Annotated in this window: 19 protein-coding genes; 10 read left to right on the forward strand and 9 right to left on the reverse strand. The window is 68.9% G+C overall.

Features of this window, described 5'->3' with window-relative positions:
• Positions 1–260: 260 nt before the first annotated feature.
• On the reverse strand, positions 261–1,952 hold the full coding sequence (locus tag G1H11_RS07615; protein ID WP_163817618.1) for a DUF885 domain-containing protein: 1,692 nt from the start codon (positions 1,950–1,952) through the stop codon (positions 261–263).
• Between the two features lie 119 nt (positions 1,953–2,071).
• Here G1H11_RS07615 and G1H11_RS07620 point away from each other — a divergent pair, with 119 nt between their 5' ends.
• Positions 2,072–2,434 carry a cupin domain-containing protein gene (locus G1H11_RS07620; protein ID WP_163817620.1) on the forward strand — a complete coding sequence of 121 codons (363 nt, stop codon included), beginning with the start codon at positions 2,072–2,074 and terminating at the stop codon, positions 2,432–2,434.
• Between the two features lie 174 nt (positions 2,435–2,608).
• On the opposite strand, the gene G1H11_RS07625 is transcribed toward G1H11_RS07620, so the two are convergent.
• From G1H11_RS07625 to G1H11_RS07635, 3 genes are all read right to left on the reverse strand, one after another.
• Positions 2,609–2,842, reverse strand: coding sequence for an acyl-CoA carboxylase subunit epsilon (locus G1H11_RS07625; protein WP_163817622.1), 234 nt, complete (start codon positions 2,840–2,842; stop codon positions 2,609–2,611).
• Positions 2,843–3,058: 216 nt separating this feature from the next.
• Positions 3,059–4,648: an acyl-CoA carboxylase subunit beta gene (locus tag G1H11_RS07630; protein ID WP_163817623.1), complete on the reverse strand. Its 1,590-nt coding sequence runs from the start codon at positions 4,646–4,648 to the stop codon at positions 3,059–3,061.
• Between the two features lie 69 nt (positions 4,649–4,717).
• Positions 4,718–5,740, reverse strand: a complete 1,023-nt coding sequence (locus G1H11_RS07635; RefSeq protein WP_163817625.1) for a hypothetical protein — start codon at positions 5,738–5,740, stop codon at positions 4,718–4,720.
• 180 nt (positions 5,741–5,920) lie between these two features.
• Here G1H11_RS07635 and G1H11_RS07640 point away from each other — a divergent pair, with 180 nt between their 5' ends.
• Positions 5,921–8,524, forward strand: a complete 2,604-nt coding sequence (locus tag G1H11_RS07640; protein ID WP_163817923.1) for a phosphoenolpyruvate carboxylase — start codon at positions 5,921–5,923, stop codon at positions 8,522–8,524.
• A gap of 515 nt (positions 8,525–9,039) precedes the next feature.
• On the opposite strand, the gene G1H11_RS07645 is transcribed toward G1H11_RS07640, so the two are convergent.
• Positions 9,040–9,459, reverse strand: coding sequence for an uL11 family ribosomal protein (locus G1H11_RS07645; protein ID WP_163817627.1), 420 nt, complete (start codon positions 9,457–9,459; stop codon positions 9,040–9,042).
• 194 nt (positions 9,460–9,653) lie between these two features.
• Here G1H11_RS07645 and G1H11_RS07650 point away from each other — a divergent pair, with 194 nt between their 5' ends.
• From G1H11_RS07650 to G1H11_RS07680, 7 genes are all read left to right on the forward strand, one after another.
• Positions 9,654–10,415 carry a biotin--[acetyl-CoA-carboxylase] ligase gene (locus G1H11_RS07650; protein ID WP_163817629.1) on the forward strand — a complete coding sequence of 254 codons (762 nt, stop codon included), beginning with the start codon at positions 9,654–9,656 and terminating at the stop codon, positions 10,413–10,415.
• A 47-nt stretch (positions 10,416–10,462) separates the two neighbouring features.
• Complete coding sequence (locus G1H11_RS07655) at positions 10,463–11,101, forward strand: PH domain-containing protein (RefSeq protein WP_163817631.1); 639 nt, start codon at positions 10,463–10,465, stop codon at positions 11,099–11,101.
• The gene (locus G1H11_RS26945; protein WP_163817632.1) at positions 11,098–12,087 is read left to right on the forward strand and encodes an adenylate/guanylate cyclase domain-containing protein; all 990 of its coding nucleotides are present in this window, start codon (positions 11,098–11,100) and stop codon (positions 12,085–12,087) included. The genes G1H11_RS07655 and G1H11_RS26945 overlap by 4 nt, the downstream gene beginning before the upstream one ends.
• A 237-nt stretch (positions 12,088–12,324) precedes the next feature.
• Positions 12,325–13,605: a phosphopyruvate hydratase gene (eno, locus tag G1H11_RS07665; protein WP_163817633.1), complete on the forward strand. Its 1,281-nt coding sequence runs from the start codon at positions 12,325–12,327 to the stop codon at positions 13,603–13,605.
• 110 nt (positions 13,606–13,715) lie between these two features.
• Entirely contained in the window at positions 13,716–14,204 is a 489-nt protein-coding gene (locus G1H11_RS07670; RefSeq protein ID WP_163817634.1) for a septum formation initiator family protein, read from the forward strand.
• A 49-nt stretch (positions 14,205–14,253) separates the two neighbouring features.
• Positions 14,254–14,769: a DUF501 domain-containing protein gene (locus G1H11_RS07675; RefSeq protein WP_163817637.1), complete on the forward strand. Its 516-nt coding sequence runs from the start codon at positions 14,254–14,256 to the stop codon at positions 14,767–14,769.
• 64 nt (positions 14,770–14,833) lie between these two features.
• Positions 14,834–15,751, forward strand: coding sequence for a Ppx/GppA phosphatase family protein (locus G1H11_RS07680; RefSeq protein WP_163817639.1), 918 nt, complete (start codon positions 14,834–14,836; stop codon positions 15,749–15,751).
• Positions 15,752–16,011: 260 nt separating this feature from the next.
• Here G1H11_RS07680 and G1H11_RS07685 read toward each other — a convergent pair whose 3' ends face one another.
• Positions 16,012–18,009 carry an N-acetylmuramoyl-L-alanine amidase gene (locus tag G1H11_RS07685; protein WP_163817641.1) on the reverse strand — a complete coding sequence of 666 codons (1,998 nt, stop codon included), beginning with the start codon at positions 18,007–18,009 and terminating at the stop codon, positions 16,012–16,014.
• A 226-nt stretch (positions 18,010–18,235) separates the two neighbouring features.
• Between G1H11_RS07685 and G1H11_RS07690 the strand changes: the two genes are divergently transcribed.
• Positions 18,236–19,144: a uracil-DNA glycosylase gene (locus G1H11_RS07690; RefSeq protein ID WP_343074824.1), complete on the forward strand. Its 909-nt coding sequence runs from the start codon at positions 18,236–18,238 to the stop codon at positions 19,142–19,144.
• Between the two features lie 9 nt (positions 19,145–19,153).
• On the opposite strand, the gene G1H11_RS07695 is transcribed toward G1H11_RS07690, so the two are convergent.
• The 3 genes from G1H11_RS07695 to G1H11_RS07705 all read right to left on the reverse strand — a co-directional run bounded on the left by G1H11_RS07695 (position 19,154) and on the right by G1H11_RS07705 (position 21,894).
• On the reverse strand, positions 19,154–19,906 hold the full coding sequence (locus G1H11_RS07695) for an SDR family oxidoreductase (RefSeq protein ID WP_163817645.1): 753 nt from the start codon (positions 19,904–19,906) through the stop codon (positions 19,154–19,156).
• Positions 19,903–21,222: an MFS transporter gene (locus G1H11_RS07700; protein ID WP_163817647.1), complete on the reverse strand. Its 1,320-nt coding sequence runs from the start codon at positions 21,220–21,222 to the stop codon at positions 19,903–19,905. The genes G1H11_RS07695 and G1H11_RS07700 overlap by 4 nt, the downstream gene beginning before the upstream one ends.
• 90 nt (positions 21,223–21,312) lie before the next feature.
• Entirely contained in the window at positions 21,313–21,894 is a 582-nt protein-coding gene (locus G1H11_RS07705; RefSeq protein WP_163817649.1) for a TetR/AcrR family transcriptional regulator, read from the reverse strand.
• Positions 21,895–22,286 lie beyond the last annotated feature (392 nt).

Raw genomic sequence — 22,286 nt, forward strand, 5'->3', positions numbered from 1 at the left:
CTGGTGCGGTGAACTCAAGCCCTAGAAGTAGGTCCGGACGGCGCAGAGGACACGATGTGCGTCGTACCACCGGAGTGGTGCGCCACTGGTCGAACGTGACGCGCGCAAGATGCGACGCTGTCGGCGCGCGAGCGCGCGGCGGTGGAGGAGTGAGCCTGATGTCGTGATGACAACACCGGATTCACTCCTCCACCTACGGGCGGGGCCGTCGTACGGGCGGGCCGTCGTACGGGTGGGGCCGTCGTACGGGCGGGGCCGTCCTACAGGCGGGTTAGGGCGTCCTTCAGGGGGTCGAGCCCCAGCGCCCCGAGGTCCAGAGCTGCGCGGTGGAATTCCTTGAGGTCGAACGCCGCGCCCTTGCGCTTCCGCGCGTCGTCGCGCGCACCCAGCCAGATGCGTTCGCCGATCTTGTACGAGGGAGCCTGGCCCGGCCACCCGAGGTACCTCGTGATCTCGAACCGGTTGACCTCCGGAGACTGACGCGTGTGTTTCGTGAGGAAGTCGAGAGCGGCGGCGCCGGTCCACGGTCCGGCCGGGAGGCCGTCCCGCCGGACCACCTCGGCCGGGATGTCGAGCTGGAGATGAACGCCGATGTCAATGACCACCCGGGCGGCACGCAGCGCCTGGCCGTCGAGCATGCCGAGACGGTCGGCGGGGTCGTCGAGATATCCGAGGGTCTCCATGAGCCGCTCCGCGTACAGCGCCCAGCCCTCACCGTGCCCGGAGACCCAGCAGAACATCCGCTGCCAGCGGTTGAGGGCCTCTTTGCGATAGGCCACCTGCGCTACCTGGAGATGGTGCCCGGGGACTCCCTCATGGAAGACCGTCGTCTTCTCCCGCCAGGTGGAGAACGTCTCGATTCCCTCCGGCACCGACCACCACATGCGGCCGGGCCGGGTGAAGTCCTCACTCGGCCCGCTGTAGTACATGACGCCGTCCTTGGTGGGGGCGATGCGGCATTCCAGCGTCTGGATCGGTTCCGGGATGTCGAAATGGGCGCCGTTCAGTTCGGCCACGGTGCGGTCCGACAGATCCTGCATCCACTGCCGGAACGGCTCCGATCCGTGAATGTTGCGGGCCGGATCGGCGTCGAGGACGGCCACCGCCTCGTCGACCGAGCCGCTGGGGACGATGAGGCCTGCCGCCTGGGCCATCTCCGCCTCGATTCGGTACAGCTCGTCCAGGCCCCAGGCGTAGGTCTCGTCGAGGTCGATCTCGGCGCCGAGGAAATAGCGGCTGGCCACTCGGTAGGCGTCGCGGCCGATGTGGTCTTCGGGCCGGGCGCGTGGTGCGACGCGATCGGCTAGAAAGCCGGCGAAATCCGTGTACGCCTCGGACGCGGTCGCGGCCAGCCGGTCCAGCTCCGAGCGCCGGCCCTCGGGCGCGGTGGCGGCGAGCTCGTGAAAGAGCCTGTCCGTGGCGACCTGCCCCGCTTGCTCGATCACAGCGGCGACCTGGCGACGCGCAGGCAGCAGGCCCGCGGCGATGTCCTGCTCGACGGTGGCCCGGTAGCGCTCCAGGCTCAGCGGCACGTCGCGCAGGCGCGCGGAGATCGCGTCCCAATGCTCCTGGGTCTCGGTCGGCATGCCGTCGAAGACCTCACGCACGTCGTGAACTGGGCTGGCGATGTTCCTCAGCTTGCGGTCGAGGCCCGCCTCATGCATCTCGAGCTCCAGCCCGAGGCGTTCACGCATCGCCTCACCGGCGACCCGTTCTCGCTCGTCCCGCGCCACCGCGGCATCGAGCGCGTGCAGCGTCCGTGTGGTCAGCGCGACCCGTTCGGCGTACCCGTCGGGCGAGAGATCGGTGGACTCGGCGTCGTGCCCGGCCACACCCGCGTAGGTGGCTTCGAACGGGTCGAGGCGGACGAACTCGTCCACGTACCGCTCCGCTACGTCGTCGACCGTGGTGGCGTTCGCGGACTCATCGAGATGCTGGAAGGCGTCGCTCATGGCCGCACACTACTTGCCGGGAGGTGAACTGAGCATCCGAAATTCGCCCTGGATCCGTCTCCGTGCCGTTTGCTGCCGGCGCTTCTGGCGGCGCCTCTGCCGGGCATAGGGTCGACCGTATGGTCAGATTCATCTCCGCGCCGCAGCGGATACCCGTTCCCGGTGGCAAGCTGATCGACGAGTTCGTGGGCAGAGTGGCCACGGGGACCGAGGGCGTGTCGGTCGCCCGGATGTCGGCGCCGCCGGGCTGGGACGAACCTGCACAGGCACCGGAGTTCGACGAGGTCACGCTGGTGCTGTCCGGGAGTCTCGTCGTCGAGCACGACGGTTCGGAGACGGAGGTGGGTGCGGGCCAGGCGATTCTCACTCCGGCCGGGGAGACCGTCCGGTATGTGGCGGGACCCGGGGGCGCGGACTACGTCGCCGTGTGCGTCCCGGCTTTCGGGCCGGACTTGACGCACCGGGCGGGCGAACAGTCCTAGCTCGGCAGGCGCTCCCTGGTCCGGCGATACGTGCGTCTTCAGCGACGCGTGGTGCCGGTCACCCCGTGGACCTCGGCAGCCCTGTGGAGCGGTCGCTCCATGGACCGGTCGAGGGCTCGCCGGCTCACGTCGTTCGATCGCGCCCTGGCTTAGGCCCTTCGGCGACTCGCGGACTCAGGATCTCGGCAGCGCGCTGGCGCGCCAGCCGCCCGGGCCGGCCCGCATCGGGGCGCGTGCGGTGCGCCAGTACGCGGACCACGTCGAGGGGCGCGGGCCTCCGCTCCCGGCGCTCGCCGCCGACGATGCCTCGGCGGCCTTGGCTGACACGACGGCGGTCAGCGCGGCGAGCTCTTCTGCCGTCGGATCACCCTGGACCACGCGGATCAGCGGTTCGCTCTCCTCGCTCATGCCGCGCATTCTAGTGGCTGTCGGCCCGGTGCGGTCCGGACTGGATCAGATGACGTAACGGCCCGTTGCGACGCTGTTTAGCCTCCTGATCATTTGGTGTCCACATGGTGGAGACGATCAGATGCCTAACACCGTTGCACAGCCCTGTGTATGTCATCTCGTCGTTCTCGTACGAATGATCAGGCGACATATCGACGATCAGGTGACACATCCGGGTCAGAGGGGGATGTTGCCGTGCTTCTTCGGGGGGAGGGTCTCCCGTTTGGTGCGCAGCGCGCGCAGCGCCTGCGCCACGGCGGACCTGGTGTGGGACGGTTCGATCACGGCGTCGACGTAGCCGCGCTCGGCCGCGACGTACGGGTTGGCGAGGGTGTCCTCGTAGTCGGTGATGAGCTCGGCGCGGCGAGCATCGGGGTCGTCGGACCCGGCCAGCTCGCGCCGGTACAGGATGTTGACCGCGCCTTGTGCGCCCATCACCGCGATCTGAGCGGTGGGCCAGGCCAGGTTGACGTCGGCTCCGAGATGCTTCGAGCCCATGACGTCGTAGGCGCCGCCGTAGGCCTTGCGGGTGATGACCGTGACCAGCGGCACCGTCGCTTCGGCGTAGGCGTAGATGAGCTTGGCGCCACGCCGGATGATGCCGTCCCACTCCTGCGCCGTGCCGGGCAGGAAGCCGGGCACGTCGACGAAGGTCAGCACCGGGATGTTGAAGCAATCGCACGTCCGCACGAACCGTGCGGCCTTCTCGGACGCGTCGATGTCCAGTGTCCCTGCCAGGTGCATGGGCTGATTCGCGACGATGCCCACGGAGTGCCCGCCGATCCGCCCGAACCCAACGACGATGTTCGGCGCGAACAGTGGCTGCACCTCGAGGAACTCGTCATCGTCAAGCACGGTCTCGATCACCGTGTGCATGTCGTAGGGCTGGTTCGGGCTGTCGGGAACGAGCGTGTCGAGCGTGCGGTCGTGGTCGGTGACCTCGTAGACCGGCTCGGACACCTCGTACGCGGGCGGCTCGTCCAAGTTGTTCTGAGGCAGGTAGGACAGCAGCGCCTTGACGTAGTCGATCGCGTCGGCCTCGTCGCTGCCCATATAGTGCGCATTGCCGCTACGGGAGTTGTGCGTGTGCGCGCCGCCGAGATCCTCCATGCTGACGTCCTCGCCGGTGACCGTCTTGATGACGTCCGGCCCGGTGATGAACATCTGCGACGTCTGGTCCACCATGACGGTGAAGTCCGTCAGTGCGGGCGAGTACACGTGGCCACCGGCCGCCGCGCCCATGATCAGCGAGATCTGCGGGATGACGCCCGACGCGAGGGTGTTGCGCCGGAAGATCTCGCCGTACAGCCCGAGGGAGACGACGCCTTCCTGGATGCGGGCGCCTCCGCCCTCGTTGATGCCGATCAGCGGGCAGCCCGTCTTCAGCGCGAAGTCGATGATCTTGACGATCTTCTCGCCGTAGACCTGCCCGAGGCTGCCGCCGAACACGGTGACGTCTTGGCTGAACAGGGCGATCGGCCGACCGTTCACGGTGGCGATACCCGTGACGACGCCGTCGCCGTAGGGGCGGTTCTTCTCCAGGCCGAAAGCCGTGGAGCGGTGCCGGGCCAGCTCGTCGAACTCGACGAACGTCCCCTCGTCCACCAGCATCGCGATCCGCTCGCGCGCTGTCTGCTTGCCTCGCGCGTGCTGCTTCTCCACTGCTCGGGCGGAGCCGGCGTGGACCGCTTCCTCGATGCGGCGACGCAGGTCGGCGAGTTTCCCGGCGGTGGTGTGGATGTCGGGGCCGTCAAAGCTGGCCGTCATGTGATCCTCCGCATCAGATGGTCGCACAGCAGCGTAGAACACCGGTGCCGGGCGATTCGGGCGGCGTGGTCAGCCGGGCGAGCCGTCGACGGTGAGTCCGGGCAGCTCCCGCGACAGGGCCAGCTGGAACATCGTGTTGGCGAATGCGCCGTCGGCGTGCGGAACCTCCACGCGCACCACGTGGTCGCGCTCCGCCCCGGTTCTGAGAACCGTGCCGGACGGCTCGGCGAAGAGGTCCGAGTAGGGTCGTCCGCTCGCCGGCGCTCCACTGGTGATCGCGTGACTGATGCCGTCCACGAGACGCTCCGCGTCGTCGGCGGTGGGAGCAGGCACGCAGACGACACTGACGGGCCTGTCCGTGTCGCCGGATTCCCGGACACCCAGGCCGACGGGATCCGAGCCCACCCGCAGGATCAACGCCGCCACGACATCGTCCAGGCACGCGGCGATCCCGCCGACGGATGGCGCGTCGGCGAGGCTGCGCTCACCGGGATCGACGATGGACATGTCCGCGGCGATGGCGCCCACCGCGACATCGGAACCCGTCGGCATGACGTGCGGTGCGGGAATGCTCAGCGGCTGGCTGACCTCCATCTCGAGGCTCAGCACGTCGTCGCCGGACCAGCCGGAATCCGTGCTGGCCGAGGTGATGCGCGCCGCGTCCTGGCCGCCCTCGATCAAGGTGACGCTGTGCGGCGGCTGGTTCACGGTGAGGGTCGACGCCGCGGAGCGCAGATCGATGCCGAGCACGTCGGGCAGCTCTTCGCGGTGCCGGGCGACCGGGGAGGAACCCCACCCGTCCAGGCTGCCCCAGACGCCGTCGAACGAGCCGCCCGAAAGCTCGTCGATACGTTGAGTGGCGCCGAACTCGATGTACTCAGCGGCCGCGTCCGAGGCGGCGATCCGGTCGAGGGCGGCACTCAGCGCGGTGCCCCCGGCGGACGTGTGCAGCTCCTCGACCGTGCCGTCGTCGGAGGCACATCCGGCGAGCACGGCGACGGCTGCGACCACCGCCGATCCCCGCCGCCTGTTGCGGCGGGCGAGGCCACTCCGGCCCGGTCGCGGGCGGCGGATCGGGTCGCTGGCACGCATGCGGCGACTCTATGACACGGCGATGCCCGTCGGGCGGGGTGGTCAGCGTCGCCTCCACCGTGCGTGCCAGCGTGACTACCCGTGCCGCCTGGGTGGTTTCATTCTTTGCCATCGCATGGCCTTACGCTAGGCGTCGTGTCTCCTACCTCTACCGGCTCCCGTGAGGCCGCCCGCTTCGAGATGCCCGACGCGCTCCGCGCCGATGTCCGGGTCCTCGGTGAAGCACTCGGCCAGGTGCTGCGCGAGTACGGGGGAGCGGGGCTGCTCGACGACGTCGAGCGGCTGCGCGAGCTTGCGATCGCCTCACACCACGAGGACCTCACCGTCGCCGACGACGCCGCGGCTCAGGCTGAGCGGCTCGTGGATTCCTGGCCGGTCGAGCGCTGTGAAGAGGTCGCTCGGGCGTTCACGGTCTACTTCCACCTCGTGAACGCCGCCGAGGAGTATCACCGGATCCGCTCCCTGCGCGCGGCGGACCTTGATGAGCACTCGGCGAGCAGCGCCACGTCGGCGGCCGTCGCTGAGATCGCCGCCCTCGCCGGGAACGAACAGGCCAGCTCGCTTCTCGCGGGCCTGGAGTTCCGGCCGGTCCTCACCGCGCACCCCACGGAAGCCCGGCGTCGCGCGGTGGTGACGGCGATCCGCCGGGTGGCCGATCTGCTGGAACGGCGTGACGATCCGCGGGTCGGCGGGTCCGAGGCGGCCGAGACCCAACGGCTCTTGCTGGAAAGCATCGATGTGCTGTGGCGTACGGCTCCGCTCCGGGCCGAGCGGCCCGGCCCGCTCGACGAGGTCCGCACCGCGATGTCGGCCTTCGACGACGTGCTGTTCCACGTCGTGCCCCAGGTTTACCGGCGTGCCGACGCCGCCCTGGGCGACTCCACCGAGGTCCGGGCGCCCCGGGTCCCTGCCTTCGTGCGGCTCGGGTCGTGGATCGGAGGGGACCGCGACGGCAACCCGTTCGTCACCAGCACCGTGACCCGGCAGGCGATGGCGATCCAGTCGGACCACGTGCTGCGCGCCCTGGAGGCGGCGTGCCACCGGGTGGGCCGCGGCCTGACCCTGGACACCTCGATGACCCCGCCGTCGCCCGAGGTGAGCCGCATGCTCGCGGATGCTGAAGCAGCACAACCCGAGGTCTACGCCGACATTGCGGCCCGCTCACCCAACGAGCCACACCGGATCGCGCTGCTCTACGCGGCCGCGAGAGTCGGCGCCACCCGGGGCCGAGACGCCGACCTCGGCTATCAGAGCGCCGAGGACCTGCTGGGCGAGCTGCGTACCATCCAGGGCAGCCTGGTAGCCGCGGGCGCCAGGAGGCAGGCGTACGGGGAGCTGCAGAGCCTCGTGTGGCAGGTGGAGTCCTTCGGTTTCCATCTCGCCGAGCTGGAGGTCCGCCAGCACAGCGCCGTGCATCGAGCCGCTCTCGAAGAGATCCGGGCCGGCGGAGAGTTGTCCGAACGCACTCAGGAGGTTCTCGCGACCATCCGGGTGATGGCGCAGATCCAGTCCCGATTCGGCCCGGACGCCTGCCGCCGGTACATCGTCTCCTTCACCCAGTCACCCGACGACATCGCGGCCGTGCACGAACTGGCTCGCTACGCCCTCGACGATCGTGCCATCGCGCTCGACGTGATCCCGCTGTTCGAGACGGGAGCCGATCTCGAAGCCGCCGTCGAGATCCTGAACGGGGCTCTCGACCTCGCCGAGACCCAATCCCGGTTGGACGAGACCGACCGGCGCTTCGAGGTGATGCTCGGATACTCGGACTCGGCGAAGGACGTCGGCCCGGTGTCGGCCACCCTGAAGCTCTACGACGCGCAAGCGCGGCTTACCGAGTGGGCTGCCCACAACAAGATCACTCTGACCATGTTCCACGGCCGCGGCGGCGCTCTAGGCCGGGGCGGCGGTCCGGCGAACCGGGCCGTGCTGGCCCAGGCTCCGGGATCGGTCGACGGCCGGTTCAAGCTCACCGAGCAAGGTGAGGTCATCTTCGCCAGGTATGGCAACCCCGCCATCGCCCGACGGCACATCGAGCAGGTCGCCTCCGCGGTGCTGCTCGCCTCCACGCCAGAGGTCGAGCAGCGCGCGCACGCCGCAGCTGAGACGTTCGCCGAGCTGGCGAGCACTCTCGACGTCGCCGCGAAGGAGTGCTACCACGACCTGGTCCACACCAAGGGCTTCCCCGAGTGGTTCGCCCGGGTGACGCCGCTGGAGGAGGTCGGCTCACTGCCGCTCGGCTCCCGCCCGGCCCGGCGCGGCCTGACCGTGTCGTCGCTGGACGACCTGAGAGCCATTCCCTGGGTGTTCTCCTGGGCACAGACGCGGGTCAATCTGCCCGGCTGGTTCGGGCTCGGGTCCGGGCTGGCCGCCGTCGGCGACGTCGACGTGTTGCGCCGCGCACGCGAGGAATGGCCCCTGTTCACGGTCATGCTCGAGAACGCGGAGATGTCTCTTGCCAAGACGGACCGCCGGATCGCCGCGCGTTACCTCGCCCTGGGTGACAATTCGGACCTGACGGAGAAGATCCTGGCCGAACACGCCCTCACCACCGAGTGGGTGCTCAACGTCACCGGTCATTCCCGGCTCCTGGAGGACCGGCGAGTGCTGGGCCGCGCGGTCGCGCTGCGCAACCCGTACGTGGACGCGCTCTCCTACCTGCAAGTTCGCGCTCTGCGGACCCTTCGGCAGGGAGACGACGACGCTCCCGGCGAGGACGCAGTGCGCCGCCTCCTGCAGATCAGCGTGAACGGCGTGGCCGCGGGCCTGCAGAACACCGGCTGATTCGCTCGGCCGCCGTACGCTCGCCGGCCCGCCAGAATCACCACAGCGATCTTCACGGGCAGGAGTGATCGGCTGGAATCACCACGGTGATCTTCACGGACAGTTTGCCTGGGCTTTTGCGGCGGCTGTTTCTCGCACGGTGATCTTCACGGCAGTTGCGTGCCCTGCTGTGTGAGCCACAGCCGAGAAAGACCTGCGAACCTCACACGACAGTGCTGCACGACCACACCATGACCGCGTGCATCGGTTCGTTCTCACACAGCCCCCACCACACCCAGGTGACGTCAAGTCAATAGGAGCTGTGCCCGCACTCACCCGCCCACCACCGCACTGGAGCAGCGACGCGGCGTGTCACCCGCGGCAGGGGTCTTGCCGCAGCGGCAAATTCCTCGTGGCGGTAGGAATGCGATCCACGCCGACACCGCGGCCAGCACCATGACTGGGGACGCGTCCCCGCACCCGAGACAGAACCGTGCGGCTGAATGGGCCAACCCGAGCATCGGTAAGGCCGCGGTTCACAGCTCGGCCTTCACCCCCATGGAGCGCGCCGTGCCGGCGATGGTTCGCATCGCCCCCTCGATATCGGACGTGTTCAGGTCCGGCAGCTTCCGTTCGGCGATCCCGCGCACCTGGTCACGGGTGAGGATGCCGGCATTCTCGTGGCCTGGCCGCGACGACCCGGACCGGCCGAGTGCCTGCCGGATCAGGAACGACGTCGGTGGGGTCTTGTAGGTCAGCTCGAAGGAGCGGTCCTCGAACACCGTCACCACGACGGGGACGATCTCGCCGCGCTGGTGCGTCGTCGCTGTGTCGTAGGCTCGCTTGACCTCGATGAGGTTCACGCCGGTCTGGCCGAGAGTCTTGCCGACGTCGGCCATGGACGCCTCGCCGGCTGCGAGATTGAGCGTGAGCTGGAACCGGTGCTGCTTCTGCATGGGAACGTGCCTTCCGCCGGGAATCGTGGACCTCCGTGGACGCTAGGAACTCCAGTAACTGGAGGGTCAAGGCAGAAAGCTCCCCCCCGGCCACGGCCGCCGGAGGCGCCCTCGACCTGCCGACGACGGTCCCCACGCCCGCCGCCGGTGACGCCATGGTTGACTTCCGCTGTGACGGGTGTGAGGGGACAGGCATGTGGCACGTGACGCGCGTTGCCGAGACGGCGTCGACCAACGCCGACGTGGCTGAACTGGCCCGGAACGCAGCCCCGGAGGGTACCGTTCTCGTGGCCGATCACCAGACCGCCGGGCGCGGCCGACTGGACCGGACCTGGGACACCCCTGCGGGCACCAGCTTGACGGTGTCATTCCTCCTCCGTCCTGCGGACGTTCCGCCGGCGAGGTGGCCGTGGCTCCCGCTGGTGGTCGGCGTCGCCGTCGCCGACGCGGTGCACCACGTCACCGGGATCAGCGCCGCCCTGAAATGGCCGAACGACGTGTTGGTCGGCGACCGTAAGCTCGCCGGGATCCTCGTGGAGACGGTCGATTCGGCCGATGGGCCGGCCGTCGTCGCCGGCGTGGGCCTCAACGTCACCCAGGGGATGGATCAGCTTCCTGCCGGTGGGATCTCCCTGGCCAGCGCCGGTGCGGATGTCGGGCGCGACGACGTCCTCGAAGCGCTCGGGATGTGCCTGGAGGAGCGGTACACGTCCTGGCGGTTGGCCGGCGGCGACCCGGCGGCGGAACTGGCCGACGCGTACCGCCACCGCTGTGCGACGCTGCGGCGGCGGGTGCGGGCCGAGCTCCCCGGCGGCGCCGTCGTCGAGGGCCGGGCGGCTGACGTCGATCCGGCCGGACGGCTTGTCATCGACACCGCAGACGGACCGGTCGTCGTCGGCGCGGGGGATGTCGTTCACCTCAGGGCGGTGACCGAACCCGACAGGCCGAGCCGGTAACCGTGGAGAAGACGCCGTCCCGCATGTGAACGTGTCAGGATTCGCCTATGCGCTTTCCAGAGAAGCACCTCAGCGAAGGTGAATTTGTCGAGTACCACCTGCGCACTCACGCCAAGGCTCTGATCGTGCCGGTGGCCGTCCTGCTGGTCGCCGGTGCGGCCGCCGGGTTCGGGCTCGGCATCCTCCCGGATGAGCAGAGCACCGGCACGACCGTGGGCCGGTGGGCGATCATCATCGGTGCGGTGCTCGTCGTGCTGATCTGGTCTCTGTGGCCGTTCCTCACCTGGCTGACCACGACGTTCACGGTCACCAACTACCGGCTGATCACGCGCTCGGGCATCATCTCCCGCACCGGTAGGAACATTCCACTGAGCCGGATCAACGACGCGGCCTTCGAGCAGGGCCTGCTCGACCGTATCCTCCGGTGCGGCACGCTGATCGTCTCGGCCGCCAGCGAGGAAGGCCAGATCAAGCTCCACGATGTGCCCCGGGTGCACGCGGTGCAGCTGCGGCTGAGCGAGATGGTCTCCGATGCGCGCGACGAGCCCTGGTCGCGGGAGGATTCCGGCTACTCGGAGGAGCTGGACGAGTGGGAGCACTCCAGAGATTCGGGCCGCGCCGGCCGCCGGGAACGGTCCGGTCGTCGCGGGGAGCCCGGTCGTCGCGAGGAGCCCGGAGACCGGTGAGCACGGAGCGTCCCACGACGGACGATCTGGAGCGGCTGCTGCTTGGCGCCTCGCGCCGCTACACATTCGACCAGATCGCCGAGGCTGCGGGCCTCAGCGTCGAGAATGCCCGCCGCTACTGGCGGGCGCTCGGGTTCCCCGACGTCGGCGACGAGAACGCGTTCACCGTCTGGGACCTCGAAGCGTTGCGCGGCGTCACGGAGCTTGTGGAGTCCAAGGCGGTCAACGACGCGACGGCTATTCAAATGGTGCGCGCCCTGGGCCGGATGACCGGGCGCCTGGCCGAATGGCACGTGGAGACGCTCGCGGAGATCGTCGAAGAGTCGGGCAGCGGCGGAGTGGGTGCACAGAGCAGGCTCACCTCGGCGTACCAGATGGCGCAACGGCTGCTGCCGGAGTTCGAGCGGCTGCTGATCTACGCCTGGCGGCGTAAGCTCGCGTCGTCGGTGAACCGGCTGGTCGCCATCGCCGAACTGGGGGAGGCGCCGCTGCTGGCAGCCCCGGCTTCGGTCGGCTTCGCGGACCTGGTCTCCTTTACCCGGCTGTCCCGCGGATTGAGCGTCGAGGCGCTCGGCACGCTGGTCGAGCAGTTCGAGGCCACCACCAACGACGTCATCTTCGGCTGCGGCGGCCGGGTGGTGAAGACCCTCGGCGACGAGGTGGTCTTCGTCGCCGACAGCGCACGGACGGCAGCGACCATCGGCTGCCAGCTGGTGGAGCAGATCGGGATCAACCCGTCGCTGCCGGATATCCGAGTCGGCATCGCCACCGGGCCGGTGGTGGCTCGCCTCGGCGACGTGTTCGGCACGCCGACGAACTTGGCGGCACGGCTGACCACCGTCGCCGAGCGGAATTCCGTCCTGGTCGACGCCGCGACTGCCGACGAGCTGCGTGACGAGCCGAGCGTAGCGCTGCGTGCCTTGCCGCCGACGATGGTCCGGGGCATCGGCGCCGTCGAGGTGTTCACCGTCACGCCGCGCCGCTGACGCTTCCTCGCCCTGCTCATGATCATCAACGGCTGACGGTGTCATCACGCGCCCCCACGTTGAGGATTGTGTGAAGGAGTCCGCTGATCGACACCTGGGCGAAGGGGGTAGCTCTCTCCCGCCGGAACGTCTCGCCCTAAGCTTTCGACAGTACGAGCGTGCATCGGACTCCGCATCGGTTGCCGTAGCGTACACACCGGCTGACATGAGGACGTCCACAATCACAGGAGACAAGACGTGGCCACGATCGAAGCAATTGGCGCGCGCGAGATTCTCGACTCGCGCGGCAACCCCACCGTTGAGGTCGAGGTAGCCCTCGACGACGGCACGCTCTCCCGCGCGGCCGTGCCGTCGGGTGCGTCCACCGGCCAGTTTGAGGCAGTTGAGCTGCGCGACGGTGACAAGGGCCGCTACCTCGGCAAGGGCGTGGAGAAGGCGGTCATCGCCGTCATGGATGACATCGCCCCCCAGCTCCTGGGGTTCGACGCCACCGACCAGCGGCTGATCGACCAGGAGATGAACGACCTCGACGGCACCCCGAACAAGGCCAAGTTCGGCGCCAACGCGGTGCTGGGTGTATCCCTCGCCGTGGCGAAGGCGGCGGCGAAGTCCGCTGACCTGCCGCTGTTCCGCTACCTCGGTGGGCCCAACGCGCACACGCTGCCGGTGCCGATGATGAACATCCTCAACGGCGGCGCCCACGCGGACAGCAACGTCGACATCCAGGAGTTCATGATCGCGCCGATCGGCGCGGAGACCTTCCGCGAGGCGCTGCGCTGGGGCGCCGAGGTCTACCACTCGCTGAAGAAGGTCCTCAAGACCAAGGGTCTGGCCACCGGGCTCGGCGACGAGGGTGGTTTCGCCCCGGACCTGCCGAGCAACCGGGAGGCGCTGGACCTCATTCTGCAGGCCATCGACGAGGCCGGTTACACCGCCGGCTCGCAGATCGCCCTTGCGCTGGACGTCGCCGCCACCGAGTTCTACAAGGACGGTGCCTATACCTTCGAGGGCGCGTCGAAGACCGCCGCGGAGATGAGCGAGTACTACGCCCAGCTCGCCTCGGACTACCCGCTGGTCTCCATCGAGGACCCGCTCGCCGAGGACGACTGGTCCGGCTGGGTCACGCTGAACCAGGCGATCGGCGGCAAGGTGCAGATCGTCGGCGACGACCTGTTCGTGACCAACCCGGAGCGGCTGGCCCGCGGCATCAAGGACGGCGCTGCCAACGCCCTGCTGGTCAAGGTCAACCAGATCGGCACCCTGACCGAGACCCTCGACGCGGTGGCGATGGCCACGCGCGCCGGCTACGCAAGCATGATCAGCCACCGGTCCGGCGAGACCGAGGACACCACCATCGCCGACATCGCGGTGGCCACGGACGCCGGTCAGATCAAGACCGGCGCGCCGGCCCGGTCGGAGCGCGTCGCCAAGTACAACCAGCTGCTGCGGATCGAAGAAGAGCTCGACGACGCCGCGCGTTACGCGGGTTCTGCGGCTTTCCCGCGGTTTAATAAGTAACTGTGCCACCATCTCGTCGCTCTCCTGGCGCTCGCCCTTCGGGTGGCGCCGGGGCGAAGCGGCGTCCGGCCGCCCGAGCGCCCCGGGGTGGCCCTCGTCCAGCACGTGACGTGGGCCGCCCGCGGGCTGGCGTCGAGCGATCCGGCCGGCCCCGCGCGACGGGAATTGGCGCGGGCGCGGGCCGGGTACCGCGGGTCCGGCCGGCCCGGCCGTCGGTCACGGGGCGGGCAGCGGTGCTGGCCCTGGTGCTGGCGGTGCTTCTCGTCTCGTACGCGTATCCGTTGCGCACCTGGTTCGAGCAGCACAACGAGCGCAAAGCCCTGGAAGAGGAAGCGGAGCAGCTGCGTGAGCAGGTGGCCGACCTCGAGGTGGAGCTGGAACGCTGGGAGGACCCGGCGTACGTCGCGATCCAGGCGCGGGAACGGCTCCGGTACGCGATGCCTGGCGAGCAGGGCTACATCGTGATCCATCCCGAGGAGGAAGAGCCGGAGGACGACGGTCCGGCTGGCCTGCCGCCAGCCGGCGAGGGCAGCTGGCACGAACGGCTCTGGGCTTCCGTGCAGGCCGCCGACGAGATTCCCGACGAAGAACTCCCGTGATGCGACCGCCGACGCGCAGCCGCAGCCGGACCCACCAGGCGTGATGCGGATGGACGAGACCACGGTGACCGACGCCGACCTGATGACGCTGCGTGACCAGCTCGGGCGGCCGCTGCGCGGCGTGCGGGCCGTCGCGGCCCGATGCGCGACCGGTCACCCGGCCGTGGTCGAGACCGAGCCCCGGCTGCCCGACGGCACACCGTTTCCCACGGTCTACTACTTGACGTGTCCCCGCGCGGTGGCCGCGGCGTCCACCCTGGAGTCGCTCGGGGTGATGTACGAGCTGAGTGCCCGGCTGGACGAGGACGCCGCGCTCGCCGACGCGTACCGTGCGGCGCACGAGGCGTATCTGACCGATCGGGAGAAGATCGGGCATGTCGAGGAGATCGCCGGGGTCTCCGCGGGCGGTATGCCGTCGCGCGTGAAGTGCCTGCACGTCTTGGCCGCGCACAGCCTGGCGGCCGGGTCGGGTGTGAACCCCCTGGGCGACGAGGCATTGGAACGGATGGCGGCGCTGGAGGACAAACCGTGGACACCGGACACCTGCACCTGGCGACCGGCGTGACGGCAGGATCGCGATCATTGGATGGCATGGTGGCGATCACCGGCGCGGACAGGGAGCGCGATAGATGACACGCGTAGCTGCCGTCGACTGCGGAACCAACTCCCTCCGGCTACTCGTCACCGATATCGGCGACGACGGCTCGCAGCGTGACCTGGACAGGCGGATGCGCATCGTCCGTCTAGGCCAGGGCGTGGACCGCACCGGCCGGCTCGCAGACGATGCCCTGCGCCGAACCACAGCCGCCCTGGTCGAATACGCGTCGGTGATCGACGAGCTGGGAGCTGAACGGGTGCGGATGGTCGCCACCAGCGCTACCCGGGACGCGTCCAACGCCGCGGAGTTCATCGGCAGCGTCCACGACATCCTCGGGGTCACGCCCGAGGTGGTGACCGGTGACGAGGAGGCCGGGCTCTCCTTCACCGGCGCCACGTGCGACCTGGACGGCTCGTTGCCGTCGCCCTACCTCGTCGTCGACATCGGCGGTGGTTCGACGGAGTTCGTCTTCGGCTCCACCGAGCCCGAGGCGGCGCGCAGCGTGGACATCGGCGCGGTACGGATCACCGAACGGCACTTCGCGGCCGACCCGCCTACCGGTGAGCAGATCCGTGCGGCTCGCGTGGACATCGACGCGGGTGTGGCGGGCGCCGCTGACGACGTTCCGCTCAAGCAGGCTCATACCCTCATCGGGCTCGCCGGGTCCGTGACGACGGTGGGTGCGATCCACCTGGGACTCGACGAGTACGACCGCGAGAAGGTGCACCACGCGCGTATCCCCGCCGACGCCGTGGCCGCGATCAGCGATCGGCTGCTGGCGTCGTCGCACCAGGAGCGGTCCGCCATCTCGGTGATCCATCCCGGCCGGGTGGACGTGATCGCGGCCGGCGCCCTGATCCTGCGGCGCGTGATGGACCGAACCGGCGCCGGCGAGGTGATTCTCAGCGAGCGGGACATCCTCGACGGGATCGCCCGCAGCCTCGTTTGACACCTGATCGTCGATTTGTCGTCTGATCCGCCGGGGGGACAGTCGGCGTATGTGGGAGACCTCCGCCGACGACGATCAGATGACGCAACGGCCCCTTTGCTGCTGGTTAGGTCACCTGATCCAGAAGTGTTCGTATCGTGAGATCCAATCGGATGTCGTACAGGCCGCCTGAGCCGCCGATGTGTCACCTGATCGCGACGTAGGAGCTGATCAGGTGACACATCGACGATCAGGTGACACACCCGAGGGCTGGGCGCGGGTCAGCGGGGTGCGTTCCGGGCGGCCGGGACGATGTCGACGTCGGCTCGGTCGACGAACATCACCCGATGCCCGAACTGGATCTGCACGTACTCCTTGTCGCCGCTGATCACTGTCCAGTCGCCGGGAGAAGAGCCGTCGTAGGTGGTGGCCCGGTAGTACTCCCCGGTCAGGACGGGCCCGGCCGCGTATCGCTGGCCGGCGGGGAAGGTGTACTGCAGCGGGACGATCGGCTGTACGGGCACGCCTTCGGGATAGGCCTCCGGCTCGGGGTAGGCCCGGCCGTAGACCGGAATGCTGTCCCGTCCGGCCTTGGGCGTCACGACGAACCCGCGCGACCAGTCGGCGGCGGGGTTGTCCGGCGGGTTGTGGAACCACGCCTTCTGGCCGAGGTACCAAATGGCGGTCCAGTCCCCGTGATGTCCCGCGATGGCGAACGTCTGCCCGCCCGATGCCCGCGCACCGTGGTCGGAGATGTGCATGGTGGCGGGGGAGCCGTTGGGACGCAGCGCGATGTCGTTGACGAGCGGGGCGTCGTGGCTGGGCTCGGAGTGGAGGATGACCGACGACGAGCCGCGCGACGGGCACGGCACGCCGGCCGTCTCACAGCCGGTGAAGGCCGGGCGGTTGGTGCCGAAGTCCGGGTTCATCGTGACCAGGCCGGTGCGGGGCGTCCCCGTGGACCGGGACGGCGCTCCCAGCAGATCGAAGTAGTGGCCCCAGTTCCAGTACGGGCCTGGATCCCAGTGCATGCCGGCCACGTTGGCCGGCAGGATGCCGGGGATGTTGTCGTGACCGATGATGTGCTCGCGGTCGAGCGGGATGTCGAACTTCTCCGCGAGGTAGCGCACCAGCTTCGCCGACGTGCGGTACATCGCCTCGGTGTACCAGGTGCCTTGGGCGGCGAAGCCCTCGTGCTCGAGCCCGATCGACTTCGCGTTGACGAACCAGTTGCCCGCGTGCCAGCCGACGTTCTCGGCCTTGAGATGCTGAGCGATGTGACCGTCGGAGGCGCGCAGCGTGTAGTGCCAGCTCACCCAGTCCTTGTTCTGTGCCAGCTCGGTGGTGGGCCCGAAGTACCCCTCCGCGTCATGGATGATGATGTATTCGATCTTCTGCTGTTCCGGCCGGTTTCCGAGGTCGTGGTTGCCGTAGCTGTTGATGTTGGTGCCGTCGCCGCGTAATTCGTACGGAGCGGGCAGCCACTCACAGGAGATGTCGACAGGACATTCCAGCCCGTCCGGGCGGTCCACGTTGCGAAGCCCCAGCTGGTCCAGCCAGGAACGGTCCGGTGTCAGGCTGTCCTGCGGCGCCAGGGTGACGAGCTGGCCGTCGTCGGTGCGGCGTTCGGCGCCGTCACGCAGGGTGGCGTAGACCTCGTCGGCGAAGAACCGGGCGGCGTCGGTCGTGTCGGCACCGCTGTAGCGGGCGACGGCGCCGTACCAGTCAGCCGGGTCGGTGTCGCCTCCCACAGGTGCGCCCAGCTCCTCCTGGTAGTGCGCGAGCAATGCCGCGCCACCGCGGATGTTCGCGGCCGCGTCGTCACGCAGGTCGTCTTCCGGTGTTCCGGTCAGGCCAGCGGCGGCGCTGAGCGTCTCCAGCGACGCCTCGTCGGGCGGGGGAACGTCGGGGTGGGTCACCGCGCCGGACTCACGGGAGTCGTCGCCCCGTGGGTCCTCGTCGGTGCCGTGGTGGTGACCACCGGCCGGAAGCTGGGCGACATGCGCCGCGTCGGTGAGGTGCATGGGGCCGTAGCCCCCGCTGGTGCTCGGCGAGCCGATGTTGGTGTCCCAGCGTGACTGGAGGTAGGAGACTCCGAGGAGCACCGATTCCGGCACGCCGAACTCCGCGGCCGCCGCTGCGTACTGAGCCTGCCGGTCGGCGTCTGGCGGGGAGTCCGCGGCCATCACCGGTGAGATCGCGAATGGGGCGAGCAAAGCCAGACCCGCGGCAGCGGTGAGGAACCGCGCACGTGGCCCATGGGTGAGACGTCGGTACATCGAAGACCTCCTGATAAGGCGGACTGTGACCGGATGTCCCGCGGCGGCGGCACCGTGGGTCAGCGTGCGGATCATCCTGCCCGACCTGAAAATGGCACGTCAATACTCGGCGAGCAAACTCTTCGGCTGGAAAAAATTCTGCAGGGCGCTGCACACTGTCCTGCAGAGTGAGCGCCTGGGGCCTCGATCCGCAGGACGTCGCGTCCGGTCCGGCAGAATGGCAGGCGTGTCCCCGGACGATCCCCGTGAAGCCGCCTCGCGCCCCCACCCCGTCACCGGCGTACTGTTTCCGAGCCCTGTTCCCCCTGGCGAGGGCTGGCCGGACGATTCGGCGGACCCCGCCACGCCCGTGGCGGTGAGCGCCGACGACGCGGCCAGGCTCGCCGCCCGCGCGTCCCTGGACGAGGTGACCGCCCGCTCGTCCGTCTGCCGGGCCTGCCCCCGCCTGGTCGCCTGGCGCGAGGACGTCGCGGTCACGAAGCGCAAGTCGTTCGCCGGGCAGCCGTACTGGGGCCGCCCAACCCCAGGCTGGGGCGACCGCGAGCCGCGGGTGCTCGTCATCGGCCTTGCACCGGCCGCCAACGGCGGCAACCGGACTGGGCGGATCTTCACCGGAGACCGCAGCGGCGACTGGCTGTTCGCCTCGCTGCACCGGGTCGGCGCCGCTTCTCAGCCGACGTCCGAGCACGCGGCGGACGGCCTGCACCTGTCCGGTGTCCGGATCGTGGCCACGGTGCGCTGCGCCCCACCGGACAACAAGCCGACCCCTGCCGAACGGGACGCCTGCTCGCACTGGCTCGACAGGGAGGTCTCGCTCGTCCTGCCGAGTGTCCGATCGGTGGTGGCCCTGGGATCCTTCGCCTGGACGGCCGCGCTCACCACCCTGGGCCGGGCCGGGCTACGGGTGCCCCGCCCGCGGCCGAAGTTCGGCCACGGTGCCGAAGTCACCCTGGGGCCGCGCGACGCCGACGACGAGGCCGGCTCCGTATCGACAGGGAACGAACGGGCGGTCACCTTGATCGGCTCGTATCACCCCAGCCAGCAGAACACGTTCACCGGCAAGTTGACCGAGCAGATGCTCGACGACGTCCTCGGCCGTGCCCTCAAGGGCAGGGACGTCGGCACTGGCACCTGATGAGTCCGGCTACGCGGAGCTGCCGCCGTCGATGACGAGATCGTGGCCGACCATGTACGACGCCTCGTCCGACGCCACCCAGAGGACCGCCGAGGCGATCTCCTCCAGAGCGCCCACCCGTCCGATCGGGACCTGTGAGCCGAGCCTGGCAGCCCGATCCGCGTCGGTCTCGCCGGGCAGCATCGACATGGGGGTATCAGACGCGCCGGGACTCACCACGTTGATCCGGATGCCCTCGTGAATGTATTCGAGCGCAGCCGTCCGGCTCAACGCTGTGACGGCGGCCTTGGACGCCGCGTAGCCTCCCGTTCCGGGGATGCGTGTGTGCGCGCCGATGTTGGAACCGATGTTGACGATGGCGCCCCCTCCACTGACGCGCATCGCGGCTATCTCATGCTGCATCGACAAGAAGGTTCCGGTGGTGTTCACGCCGAGCATGTAGGCCCACTGCCTTTCGGCAAGCTCGCTGGTCAGGCCCGTGGCCAGCACGCCGGCGTTGTTCACGGCGACGTCGAGCCGGCCATACCGGTCGACGATCCCGTCGAGGAGCCGCTCCAGGTCAGCGGAACTGGTGACGTCCGCCGTCACGGCCGCACCACGGCCACCGGCCGCCTCGATCAGCTTGACGGTCTGTTCCAGCGGTTCCCGGTTGCGCCCGGACACCACAACAGTGCCGTCGTTCTCCGCGAACGCCTGTGCGACAGCACGGCCGATCCCGGATCCTCCGCCGGTGACCAGGATGATCTTGTCGTGGTAGTTCACTGTTGTTCTTCCTTTCTGAAGGTGAATGCAACTGCCGTCGCCGTGATGGCGAACGCGAGGGCGGTGACCGTGAACGCCGCGGCGTAACCACCGGTGGTGGCCGCCGCCGTAGCGAGCCCGTCGTCCCGCAGTGCTTCGGTGCGCGCCGTGGCGAGGGCCAGGAGCAGCGCGAGGCCGACGGTCGGCCCCACTTCCATCGCCGTGTTCACCAGGCCGCCGGCCACGCCACTGCGTTCGGCGGGAACCCTGGACATCGCGGTGACGGTCGCGCCTGAGAAGGCGAGCCCGGCGCCAAGAGGAAAGAGCGCCAGGGCGGCCAGAACGACCCCGCCGTACGGAGAGTCCACCTGGATACGGCTCAGGAGCAGCATCGACGTGGCGGCAAGCAGGAGGCCGAGCACCGTGACTCGCCGTACTCCATGTCGGCGGGTGAGGTGGGCGCTGAGCGGTGCCGTGGTGAGGATGAGGAGGAACGGCAGGAACGCCACGCTGGTCATCGCCGATGATCTGCCCTGGATCTGCTGGAAGTACAGACTCAGGAGGAACGTCCCGACGGTGCTGGCGGCGGCGGTGAGCCAGATGACCAGCAGCGCCGCGCCGCGGCCTCGGTCCATGAGGAGTTGGATCGGCAGGAGCGGATCGGCCGCATGAACCTGCCGGACGAGGAAGCCGACGAGGACCAGAACGCTCGAGCCGATCACGACGAGGCGTCCCTCGAGCACGCCGTAACTGAGCGCCACCAGGCCTGCGGTGACGAGCGTGCCGTCGAGGACCCCGAGCTGCGAGGCGGGCTGCGCTGACGCTGCCGGCAGGCGTCGGAAGCCGGCGAGCACTCCCGTGGCGATCACTGCCGGAATCAGGAACGTCCAGCGCCATGAACCCACGGAGGCGATGAGCCCGGACAGCATGGTTCCCGCGACCGCTCCGGTGATGGACAGTGTTCCCCAGACCGCGAACGCTCGGGAACGGCGGGCGCTGTCCGGGTAGAGGTGCGTCACCAGCGCCACCGCGGCTGGTGCGACCATGGCGGCGCCGACGCCCTGCGTGAACCGGGCTGCCAGGACGACGACGTGTGCGGCCGCCAATCCGCCGAGCAAAGAGGTTCCACCGAAGACGGCCAGGCCCGCTACGAACATCCGGCGAGCGCCGAACCGATCGGTGAGACGGCCACCGACCAGGAGCAGCCCGCCGAAGGAGAGGCCGTAGCCGGCGCTGAGGAGTGCGAGCTCGGCCGGCGAGAGCCCGAACTGCTGCTGTATCGCGGGGAGTGGTACCACGATGAGTGTGATGGCGGCGATCAGCGTCACCTGGATCACTCCCAGGAGCGTGAAAGCAATTCTAATATTTGACTGAACGATCCAAAATGCAGGCATGCGTCGGCTCTCCCGGGAGTTGCTCATCGAATGTCAGTGCAGGAGCGCGATGGCCTGTGCTGCGGCGTCCTGGACGCGATCCGGGCTGGCGGAGCCCTTGCCGATCACGCGTATGCCCTGCAGGAAAACGAGGATGAAACGGGCGAGCGTACGCGGATCGGTCTCCGGTGCGATCTCGTGCTGGGCACGCGCCCGGATAAGCGCGGAGGTCAGTGCCGCTTCCAAGCTGGCCCAAGACGATTCCACGAAACGTGCCACCTGTTCGTCGCCCGGAACCAGTTCGCTGGCCGCGTTGACCACCATGCAGCCTCGTCGCCGTTTGTCCTGTGCCGACTCGTCGGCGTACCGCTGGATCAGGCTCCGTATCGCGGGCAATGCCGGCCCGGGTTGGGAGAGAAGTTCCACTGGATTCTGATCCCGGGCTTGCATATATCGGGCGAGCGCCTTGACGTACAGTTCGTGCTTGCTGCCGAAGGTGGCATAGATGCTGGCCCGGCCGATGCCGAGATGTTCGACGATGTCGGACATCGACGTCGCCTCGTAGCCGCGCTCCCAGAACAGGTCTAGTGCGCGCTGCAGTGCCGCGTCGGGGTCGAACTCTTTGGTGCGAGCCATAGGTCAGACCGTAGTCAAAGCAGAACGATCGGTCAAATACTCCCGACATGTCTCAAAATACGATCAAATCATTCTCAAAATGTGGACATTCTGTTTCCCTGGTTTGCCCGTTCCGGGTGGAGACCGCATCATTGAAGTCATGTCCCGCGCGTCGTCCCACACCGCCATGACCATGCCGACAGCAACGCGCTGCCGCATGCACATGTGTGGAACGCGCATGCCGTGTTGTCGCCGCTGACTTCGCCGCGCGCCTCCGAGTCGCGGGGCTGAGGCTGCCCGAAGGTGTCGTGCCGCGTGACTGTATCGCGTCACGCTGTACTCGCCCGCCGCGGCGAGGTGCCGGCACCGAGCGCCGCCGGCATCGACAGCACCTAGCGTGGACCGTGTGCCCA

Source organism: Phytoactinopolyspora alkaliphila (genome assembly GCF_010550695.1).
In the GTDB taxonomy this organism is placed as follows: Bacteria; Actinomycetota; Actinomycetes; order Jiangellales; family Jiangellaceae; genus Phytoactinopolyspora; species Phytoactinopolyspora alkaliphila.

Coding starts and splice junctions, on each gene's coding strand:
- G1H11_RS07650 (WP_163817629.1), top strand. CDS start 9,654: ATGTGGCACGTGACGCGCGTTGCCGAGACGGCGTCGACCAACGCCGAC.
- G1H11_RS07640 (WP_163817923.1), top strand. CDS start 5,921: ATGCCCGACGCGCTCCGCGCCGATGTCCGGGTCCTCGGTGAAGCACTC.
- G1H11_RS07635 (WP_163817625.1), bottom strand. CDS start 5,740: ATGCGTGCCAGCGACCCGATCCGCCGCCCGCGACCGGGCCGGAGTGGC.
- G1H11_RS07630 (WP_163817623.1), bottom strand. CDS start 4,648: ATGACGGCCAGCTTTGACGGCCCCGACATCCACACCACCGCCGGGAAA.
- G1H11_RS07645 (WP_163817627.1), bottom strand. CDS start 9,459: ATGCAGAAGCAGCACCGGTTCCAGCTCACGCTCAATCTCGCAGCCGGC.
- G1H11_RS07615 (WP_163817618.1), bottom strand. CDS start 1,952: ATGAGCGACGCCTTCCAGCATCTCGATGAGTCCGCGAACGCCACCACG.
- G1H11_RS07625 (WP_163817622.1), bottom strand. CDS start 2,842: ATGAGCGAGGAGAGCGAACCGCTGATCCGCGTGGTCCAGGGTGATCCG.
- G1H11_RS07685 (WP_163817641.1), bottom strand. CDS start 18,009: ATGTACCGACGTCTCACCCATGGGCCACGTGCGCGGTTCCTCACCGCT.
- G1H11_RS07620 (WP_163817620.1), top strand. CDS start 2,072: ATGGTCAGATTCATCTCCGCGCCGCAGCGGATACCCGTTCCCGGTGGC.
- G1H11_RS07705 (WP_163817649.1), bottom strand. CDS start 21,894: ATGGCTCGCACCAAAGAGTTCGACCCCGACGCGGCACTGCAGCGCGCA.
- G1H11_RS07680 (WP_163817639.1), top strand. CDS start 14,834: ATGACACGCGTAGCTGCCGTCGACTGCGGAACCAACTCCCTCCGGCTA.
- G1H11_RS07655 (WP_163817631.1), top strand. CDS start 10,463: ATGCGCTTTCCAGAGAAGCACCTCAGCGAAGGTGAATTTGTCGAGTAC.
- G1H11_RS07675 (WP_163817637.1), top strand. CDS start 14,254: ATGGACGAGACCACGGTGACCGACGCCGACCTGATGACGCTGCGTGAC.